The organism is Chitinophaga sp. (genome assembly GCF_035538455.1).
Classification (GTDB): Bacteria; Bacteroidota; Bacteroidia; order Chitinophagales; family Chitinophagaceae; genus Chitinophaga.
Genome location: NZ_DATLKJ010000225.1, coordinates 1 through 9,110 on the forward strand (window position 1 = coordinate 1; position 9,110 = coordinate 9,110).

8 protein-coding genes and 1 tRNA gene are annotated in these 9,110 nt (G+C 48.9%); 3 read left to right on the plus strand and 6 right to left on the minus strand.

The window, feature by feature from the left end:
- Positions 1-41: 41 nt before the first annotated feature.
- A tRNA-Lys gene (locus VM802_RS26595) sits at positions 42-117 on the minus strand.
- 109 nt (positions 118-226) lie between these two features.
- Between VM802_RS26595 and VM802_RS26600 the strand changes: the two genes are divergently transcribed.
- A complete protein-coding gene (locus VM802_RS26600; protein WP_325536454.1) occupies positions 227-697 on the plus strand; it encodes an SRPBCC family protein in 471 nt (156 codons plus the stop codon).
- Positions 698-804: 107 nt separating this feature from the next.
- Here the strand turns inward: VM802_RS26600 and VM802_RS26605 are convergent, their stop codons facing one another.
- The 4 genes from VM802_RS26605 to VM802_RS26620 all read right to left on the minus strand — a co-directional run bounded on the left by VM802_RS26605 (position 805) and on the right by VM802_RS26620 (position 5,983).
- The gene (locus VM802_RS26605) at positions 805-1,302 is read right to left on the minus strand and encodes a DinB family protein (RefSeq protein ID WP_325536456.1); all 498 of its coding nucleotides are present in this window, start codon (positions 1,300-1,302) and stop codon (positions 805-807) included.
- Positions 1,303-1,430: 128 nt separating this feature from the next.
- Positions 1,431-2,393 (minus strand): DUF6630 family protein, encoded by a 963-nt coding sequence (locus VM802_RS26610; RefSeq protein WP_325536458.1) that lies wholly within the window; start codon positions 2,391-2,393, stop codon positions 1,431-1,433.
- A 13-nt stretch (positions 2,394-2,406) separates the two neighbouring features.
- Positions 2,407-3,558 (minus strand): putative sensor domain DACNV-containing protein, encoded by a 1,152-nt coding sequence (locus tag VM802_RS26615; RefSeq protein ID WP_325536460.1) that lies wholly within the window; start codon positions 3,556-3,558, stop codon positions 2,407-2,409.
- Positions 3,559-3,601: 43 nt separating this feature from the next.
- Positions 3,602-5,983: an ABC transporter permease gene (locus tag VM802_RS26620; protein WP_325536462.1), complete on the minus strand. Its 2,382-nt coding sequence runs from the start codon at positions 5,981-5,983 to the stop codon at positions 3,602-3,604.
- A 380-nt stretch (positions 5,984-6,363) separates the two neighbouring features.
- On the opposite strand from VM802_RS26620, the gene VM802_RS26625 reads away from it, so the two are divergent.
- On the plus strand, positions 6,364-7,194 hold the full coding sequence (locus VM802_RS26625) for a hypothetical protein (RefSeq protein ID WP_325536464.1): 831 nt from the start codon (positions 6,364-6,366) through the stop codon (positions 7,192-7,194).
- On the plus strand, positions 7,191-8,105 hold the full coding sequence (locus tag VM802_RS26630; protein ID WP_325536466.1) for a patatin-like phospholipase family protein: 915 nt from the start codon (positions 7,191-7,193) through the stop codon (positions 8,103-8,105). Before VM802_RS26625 ends, VM802_RS26630 begins: the two co-directional genes overlap by 4 nt.
- 34 nt (positions 8,106-8,139) lie before the next feature.
- On the opposite strand, the gene VM802_RS26635 is transcribed toward VM802_RS26630, so the two are convergent.
- A partial coding sequence (locus tag VM802_RS26635; RefSeq protein WP_325536468.1) for a GNAT family N-acetyltransferase occupies positions 8,140-9,110 on the minus strand: 971 nt, incomplete at its 5' end.

The following is a 9,110-nucleotide window of genomic DNA, read 5'->3' on the forward strand; positions in this document are numbered from 1 at the left end:
CAAGGCTTTAATTACTTAAGAGTTTCTATTTTTACTCTTGGTGGTGATCCCGCTGGGACTCGAACCCAGGGCCCATACATTAAAAGTGTATTGCTCTACCAACTGAGCTACGGAATCATTCCCTTTCTGTAAGGGAGCGCAAAGATATAAATTTATTCTTTTCTGCAAAATTTTTCTCCAGTAATATTTTGTGATAACTTTCTGTAAGCCTTAAATCCCACGGAATATGGAAATATCCAACATCACCAGGCACCTGCACATCAGCGCACCAGTCGCGATAGCATACGCAAAGTTTGTGTATGAGATCAATGAATGGTGGCCCAAGACCTACACATGGTCAGGAGAAAAAGTATTAAACATACGCATACATCCCGCAGTGAACGGGCTATGTACAGAAACGGGACCGTATGAATTCCGGTGCGACTGGGGCCGTGTGGTGCACATCAAAGAAGGTAGCAGCATCGCCTTCCTTTGGCAGATCAATCCTAAGCGGGCACCAGAACCGGATCCGGAAAAAGCCAGCGAAGTATTCCTGCACTTTTTTGCTGATGGAACACATCAGACAAAAATAGATTTCGGCCACAGGTATTTTGACAGACACGGAAGAGAAGCCGGTGCATACAGAGAAGCCATGGACGCTCCTGAAGGCTGGGATTACATCCTCGACTGCTTCACCAGATACTGCGCCGCACAATAAAAAATATCACCAGGCACAACAAGCGATAAGAAAAGAGGCCCGTTCTTTTTCCGCCTGCCTGTTGCATCCGGTGATATCTACCCGATTATGTGAACTATAAATGAATACTAGTTTTCATCCGCGCTGGGACCATAACTTCCCGGTATCGGAATATCCAGCAAACGCAGGTACACCCCCAGCTGTGCCCTGTGATGCACAATCTGGCTATATGTTATTCTGATCATTTCTGCTCTGGAGGTAGTCTGAAAGATCGCATCACCATCGCGAAGCGTCCAATTCTCCTCCAGCTGCGCTTCATTTGCCTGTTCCAGGTGCTGGCGGCCGTCTGCTAATGATCTTTCGAAATAAGCCAGCAGCTCCTTATTATCATTCAATGGTTCAGGCTTGTAATCATATTTGGCGAAATCCAGCTCCGGAGTAGTCAGTGTGAGCGTTACCCAACCCGGCAGCTCTGCGATATGTGTAGCCAGCCGCAGTATTGTCATACTTTTCTGATGAGGCTTCCAGTTGTATTTATCTTCAGGTACACGCTCCAGCATCTTACGAGTAGTAACGGCTTCCTTCTCCATCTCTTTCAGGAGTGATGCAATGATTGAAATAGACATAGCGGTATGTTTTATTATCCTGAGACAAAGTAAAACGGGGGGAGTGACAACCCTATGTCAGCAGTGGTTGAAATTTTTAAAATTTTCCTGACACTTATGTTTTGTTGAAGATGAAGGCGGACGATGCGTTATTCGGGTAAATATAATGGCAGACGGAATTTTGCAGCGAGAGACAACACTTTATCTGTGTCTTTCTTCTTGACGAGCATGAAACAATAATGGTCCTCACCGGTGTCAAGACCCAGAAGCTCCAGTCCCGTTTCTGCCAGCTGCTGCTGCACCGCTTCAAACAACGCCTGCTGCACAGTTTCCTCCTCCGGAAGGTCCAATTCAAACACTTCTCCGGTAAGCGCTGCAATGTGCAATTCCAGCTCTCCGGGGCTAAATTGGTTACCGCAATAAACTGCAGGAATGAAAGTCAGCAGCACATGCTTAAACAGCGCATAATCTTCCTCTTCATCTATCTCCATCAGGTCTCCCTCTTCAAAAAAATCAGGATAGAAAGTAATAAAAGAAGTAGGTGAAGACCAGGCCATGTACAAGGCCTCCGCTATTTCATTGATGTCTTTCTGCTTCGTATAGATGCCTCTGCCCAGTAATGTGAAGAGCTGTCCCATGTCTGAGAGGTCATCACCGGAAGATTTCCTTTTCTGCAATAGCAACGGCACACGCACACCGGAAGGCAGTTTCAGCTCCAGCGATTCCATCAGGGCATATACAGCCGTTTCCAGGTGCTCTTTGACAGTGATCTTCTCCGCAGTTGGCAAGGTATTGATATCCGTTGCTGCGTTCATTTGTTTCACAGCATCATACTCAGTATCTGAGAGCAGATACCTGATATGCAGCTGATCACCGGCCACAAACAACAGGAAGGCTTCAAAAGTATATTTAAAATATCCAGGCATCCCTGGCGTAGGGTCTACAGGGTAATAGATCAGCAGTACCTTGTCGGCAGACTGTTGTGGAAGAATGATGCCGCCGCTTACCGGCGCCGGCAGGCCACCCACATCTACCTGATGCCGGTTGGGCGCCAGTGGTGTAAGGGCATTAATAAGATCTGAAATATAGCTGCTGCGAAGAACGCTTTCCATAAATACCATGCTGTTATAACAAGAGAATATCCACCCGGTGCCCTTGTACCATCTGCTTCATATCCGACCAGGAGAAGATGGTGAAGTAACCATCCTGCGACGCTACCAATGCAATCGCATCGTTCTGGTCATGCACAAACTGGGCGGCCGATAAATGCCGCGTACCACCAATAACAGACGGATGCACATAAGACGGCTTCCCTCCCATCACCGGCTCCATCATCAGCACTTTTTCCACCGGCGACGAGCTGCCTGCACGCATGATCTTCGCGCCAAAAGCCAGCAGCTCATGCTGTTCATTGATGACGGTCGCACCATCAACAGCAGTCAGACCGGAGATATTGTCAACCTCCCGCTTCAATGCATTCTGCCAGTAGATCTCACTGACGCTGCCACTGTCCTGCCGGATCAGGTCCGCAATGCCGGAGAAAGCTGGTGAGATGGGATATTGCAATGGCTGCACGATAGACTCCTTCCAGTTAGTAGCGTCTGATGGCACCACCAGCAATATGCCGCCACGGCGGTGTGCCCGCATGGAAACAGCAATCTGTATGAGTATGTTTTCAGGATTATTCCATAAGGCAGAAGATTCAAGCCCCAGCAATGACTTAAGGATCGCCGGGCTGCAGGGCGACATACCGCTGTTTTCGTCCACAATCCTTACCTGGTCTCCTTTCATCATGGCAATATTGGTGAATTTGCCAAGGCCCAGTATGCGGCGGTGCTTCACCACCAATAGCCCCGGCTCGGAGACGTCCAGGACAAAGCAAAAGTTAGGTAACTTGATGGTAGTACCCCAGATATACAACTGCTCCCCATCGTGCCACACCCCCACGTGTACGCCTGGCCTTTCCACACCGGGCGCCAGCTTGGTCAGCACTTTGGGGCTGAGGGGAAACGGTTCTTCAAATAACAGCGGCTTACCCGCCTGCTCCGGGCTCACAAATGCCAGCGACATACGTGTGGCATTGCCCTCTTCCCTGCCCAGGCTGGCCCAAAAAGCCACGTCTATCATCTTCTCCACCATTCTGGCAGAAGGCGCAGTAGCAAGGTTCTCAGCCCCCTCCTCCTTTGCCGCAGCAAGGTGTTTTACAAAATGCTCCTCTATAATAGTGGCTACCGATGCAGCAGCCTGATACGTTGTTGATTCTCTTGTCAGTTCCATAACCCCGGATTCGCTTTTCCGGCGTAAATATACGCAAAGCTGCCTACTCCGCTTTCAAACTCCCCACCGGGTTGGCAAGAGCCGCCCTGATGGCCTGAAAGCTAACCGTCGCCAACGTGATAACCAGCGCTATCACGGCCGACAATATAAATACATCTGCTCCCAGCGTGATCCGGTAATCATATTGCTGCAACCAGTGTTGCAGGAAATAAAATGCCAGTGGCGATGCAAGCAGACAACTAATGATCACCATGAAAATAAAATCTTTGGATAACATCAGCCATATCTGAGATACAGATGCTCCCAGTACTTTACGCACGCCTATCTCCTTCGTGCGCCGCTGCGCCGTGAAGGCCGCCAGGCCAAACAACCCCAGGCAGGAGATCAGTACTGCCAGCACGGCAAAGATGCCGGATAACCTGCCCGTCAGTACCTCCTGGTGAAACTTAGCATTGTAGGCATCATCCGCAAAATGGTAGTCAAAAGGGAAAGCAGGGTTATGTTTCTCAAATATCTTTCGTATAGCCTCCACCGTTGCATACAGGTTCGTAGTCGGCGCCAGCCGGCACAACATGATACTTCCATCCTCATGACTACTATGGGTGAATGTTACCGGCTCCATCGCCGCAAAAGGGGATGCCATCATAGCATTCTTCACAACACCGATGATCCGGTACTGTATCCCATCATTGCGTAGCACCTGGTTCAGCGGGTCCTCTAACCGCATTCGCTTCACCGCCGCTTCATTGAGGATCACATTGAAAGAATCACTGGCAGCATCCTGCGAGAAGTTACGGCCCGCTATCAGCTGTACGCCCATCGTTTCAAAATAGTCATTAGCCACTGTCACAATCCCCATCTCCACCGTTTCTCCCGGCAGTTTGCCTGGCCAGAAGTCGATGTCCATGTGTGAGTATATGTCTGTAGCAGGACTGGAAGCAACAGATACCTGCTCTACCAGGCCGCTTTGTACCAGTTCGTTTCTGATCGCAGGATAACTCCGTCGCAGGTCCTCATTCATGTTGGTCATGAGCAGGTTGTTGGGATTGAAACCCACAGGCCTGTTACGGGCATGCTGCATCTGCCTGTAGATAACCATCGTGCTGATAATAAGCACAACGGAACAACTGAACTGCACAATCACCAGCAGCTTCCGCGAGAACGCTGCTGAGCGGCCGGATTGCAAAGCGCCCTTCAATGTTTTCACCGGGTTGAAAGAAGAAATATAAAACGCAGGCTTACTGCCCGCCAGTAAACCGGTAAGCAACGTACCTCCCAATGTCAGCAGCCAGAACAGCATACTGGCAAAGGGCATAGTAAGACGCCCCCCCGTCAGCTTATTGAACGAAGGCAGAAACAATTGCACCATTATCAAGGCAAACAGCAATGCTATAAATGCGATCATCACCGACTCTGCCAGGAATTGCACAATCAGCTGAGGACGCAGGGAACCAATCGCCTTCCGGATACCTACTTCCTTCGCGCGCTTCTCCGACCTTGCCGTACTTAGATTCACAAAATTGATACAGGCAATCACCAGCACCAGAATGCCCACTCCGCCAAATATTCTTACATAGTCAATCATCCCGCTGCTGTCTTTGCCGTTCTCATAGCGGCTGTACAGATGCCAGCGGTCCAGCGGCTGTAATACCACCAGTGAATTCTTCGCATTCACATTGTCCTTCTCTATTTTCTCTATATCCCGGATCTTGGCAGACACTTTCTCAAAACTGGCGTCGTCTTTCAGTTTAACGAACTGCTGGTAGGCATTGAACCCGAAGCTCGCTCTCTGGTTCTTCTTCACCTCACTGTTGATAGATTCATAAAAACTGAAAGGGATCAGGTATTTGAAGCTGAAAGAGGAAGCTGCCGGTAGGTCCTTTAGAACACCCGCCACCCGCAGGTCATGCCGGTTGTCCAACCGCACGGTTCTCCCAACGGCAGGTTCTTTACCAAACAATGTCTCAGCAAGTGACCTGGTGAGTATAATAGAATTCGTTTCGTCCAGTAAGTTGGCTGCCTTTCCCTCCAGCGTTGGGAAAGGAAAGATGCGCAGAAAATCATGTTGCACCATCATACCATTGGCAATGATCTTACGATCGCCCGCCAGCAGGCCATGCGCACCATTCCAGGTAGCTTCCGATACATATTCTATTTCGGGGATGTCATTACGCAATACCTCTGCCAGCTTCAGGGAAGTAGTGGCAAAGTTCAAAGTATCCCCATTGCTGTTGAAGTTGCGCCTTACCTGGTAAGCCTTATCATGACCCGGTAAAAACCTGTCGTAGGAATATTCATTCACTACCCACAATGCAATCAGCATCGCTACAGTCATTCCAATGGCAAGCCCGAAAATATTGATGGCACTGTATCCTTTGTTGTGCAGCAGATTGCGCCAGGCAACCTTAAAATAGTTCTTAATCATAAGAATTTTGTCTGCCGTAACAAACTAAGAAAAATGCCAGAATTCAAGAGATATATTTATCAATCGGAAAAATATTAGGTTAATTACCATATGTCCGGTTTCGATACAGGGGTGTTCGCTTATACATGGAGGTTAGCACTACAAGGGTTTAGCCGTCAGTTTTTTATCACTAAATCCTGACAGCTAAACCTTGACCGTGGTTTTATTTGGTTTCTTTAGCAGAAGAATTTTGAAACAAATAGACCAGGATCAGATCAATATTTACTATCTTCATTTCAACCCCGAAAAAACAAAAGAGAAAAGCCAGATTCAAACAAGTCACAATCAATCACAGTCTTCACTGTTATCTTCAAAGATTAAAAAATCAAAGAACAAAATCAATGAAACCTTATCTCATCTTACCATTGTTCCTTTTACTACATTTCTCCCTGCACGCCCAGGTAAAATGCTGCGATGATGTGGCATGCAGGCAGCGGGCCATCTCACTGGCTGCCAGTATGAACTACTACAGCAAAAAAGTTGGCCCCTGTCAACGCCAGGACAGCGCCAATCAGCGCATATTGGATAAACTAAAGGCAGACGATCCTAATCTGTATACCGCTTTTACGGTTACAGCCAGACAGGCCGCCACATTTATTGAAGATAGCCTGACCAGCACCTGCTTCTCCGATGCGCTGGATGATGCAGAGGCTAACAATGTTTTCAAATGGTTGCTGTACATAAACCGGGAACGTATCAATAATCCGCAGTTCCCGTCATCTGAATTCTGCGGCGGCTTTGGGCGGCGGTTTGAACTGAGCCAGGGAGCAGCCAATATTTTCAGTAATGAAGTAGCTTATCTCGGCATCGTGCGCGGTTACATTACCTACACTTTTGCACCAGGCAATACCTGTGGCGGGCATTTTCGTATACTGATGGGGCCAGCCTTCATACTGCGTAACAATACCATTTATAGTACGCTTAGTACAAGGGTAGCCTATCGCATTAAAGACATTACGCCCAGGAAGCTGCCGGTAGGTGTCGGCAATCTCAGCGTATTCGCCGAATATAACACCAGCTTTGTGCATTACAACCAGGTGGCCATAGGCGCAGAACTCCAACTGGGGCCATTCGGGATCAATGTAGCGGTAAACAATGAGCTGAAGTCGGCCAAACCGGGATTTGCAGTAGGCGTAGTATTATTTCATCAATCATTTAAAAAAGCAAAATGAATATATTAATCACCAGCGGCGGCGGCGCTAAAGGCGCCTTCAGCGTGGGCGCGCTGCGGCAACTGCTTATCACCAACACCGTCAGTTCCTTCGACCTGATCAGCGGCACCAGCACCGGTGCACTGATAGCCGCAATGGTGGCTTCCGGCAAAGTACCCGAAGTGATAGACATCTATCTCAACAACTCCAATGCAGATGTACTGAACACACAAAATGTAATCGATAATCTCAGTAACGGCAAACCCTACCTGTATGATACAGCTCCGTTGGAAGCCCAGATCCGCCAACAGATAGACGACGATGCCTACAAACGCATTATGCTCGCCGACACAGTGCTATGCCTCAATTCAGTATGCCTGCAAAGCGGCCGGCTGACAGTATTTTCCAATAAGACCCTGAAACAGGATATGCACTATGATAATATAGTAATCAACAGCCGCGAGATGCTCGTGAAAGCAATGCTGGCCAGCAGCAACCAGGCCGCATTTATGATCCCGGTAGAACTGAACGGCAAACAATACGTGGACGGTGGCAACCGGGAAGTCATCCCCACCAGGGCAGTCATCAGCAATCTTTCAGCCACCGCCGCACACCAGATATTTATCCTCAGCAACAACCCCGACAATCAGGCCGAAATTGATACCCATTACACCCAACTACTGGATGTGGCGCTGAGGGCCATTACCATTTTTATTCAGGAAGTACGGGAAAATGATCTTGAAGTACTGCGCAACTACCGTAAAATAGCTCCGGTGCCAATAAAAGTCTTCTATATCGCCCCCGACGAAGAACTGGATACCCAATACCCCACCGGCCTTAATTTTAACAAGCTGCAAATGCAGGCATGGATGAAAGCAGGCCAGCTGCGGGCTAAGGAAATATTAACGAAGTACCCGAACGGAAATCTGTAACGTTTTATCACGTAAACGGGTAAACGAATACCCGTCATCGGCCCGACTGTAGCAGCCATGCCAGTACTTCATCAGCATTCTTGTCTGGCGGGAATACCGGATAGAAATGTTTTACGATCACACCGTCTTCCACAATCAACGTCACACGACGGAATAACGTCATGCCATCCACCTCATGTGTGGGTAACCGCAGTGCCTGTATAAATTGCAGCTGCTGATCACTCAGCAGCTCAAAAGGCAGGTGGATACGGGCTTTCTCCTTCTTCTGCACTTCCGGCAACTGCGTGCTCATTCCCCATACACCTGTATTGAGCTGGCGCAGTTCCTCGTAATGGTTCCGGAAAGAACAAGCCTGCGGTGTACATCCACGGGCGCCGGGAATAGCATCCCAGCCGTCAGGTAGCTTTATCTCAGGAGCGCCCGTCATAGGATAACAGTAGATCACAAAACGGCCAGGGAGTTGCCGCAGCGCCACCTGCTCGCCATTGGTGGCGGATAACCACAGATCCGGCAGCTGCATCCCCGGTAGGTGATTGCAAGCGCCATCATCAACAGGCTCGGGCAAGTTGGGCGGCAGATACTCCAGGCTGTTGGGGTCCATATTGATTTCGAACAGACTGGAAGCTCCCTGCTGATAATGCGCCGGCAGTCCTTCGCTGTTCTCACGTACCGAAATACCCAGGTAATTAAAGCCGCAGCTTACATAATAGTTGTTCAGCTTATCGTTGCCGGCGCCGGTATCCATTCGGATATACAGCTTGTTGTGTTGCGCAGCAAAGGCTTTGGTCCAGGTCACAATTTGTTTTACAAAATGTTGTCCGCGGAACGCGCGGTTGGTCGCTATCCGGTGCAGGTACACAGCGGGGTCGCTATCTTTTTCCCTCCATATTACAGGATCATTAAAAGTGGTCACAAATACACAAGCGATCTTACCATCTATGATAATCTTCCACTGCCGCTGCTCGGCTATCTCCTGCTCTACGAGGCTACGCTCAAAACCCCGCC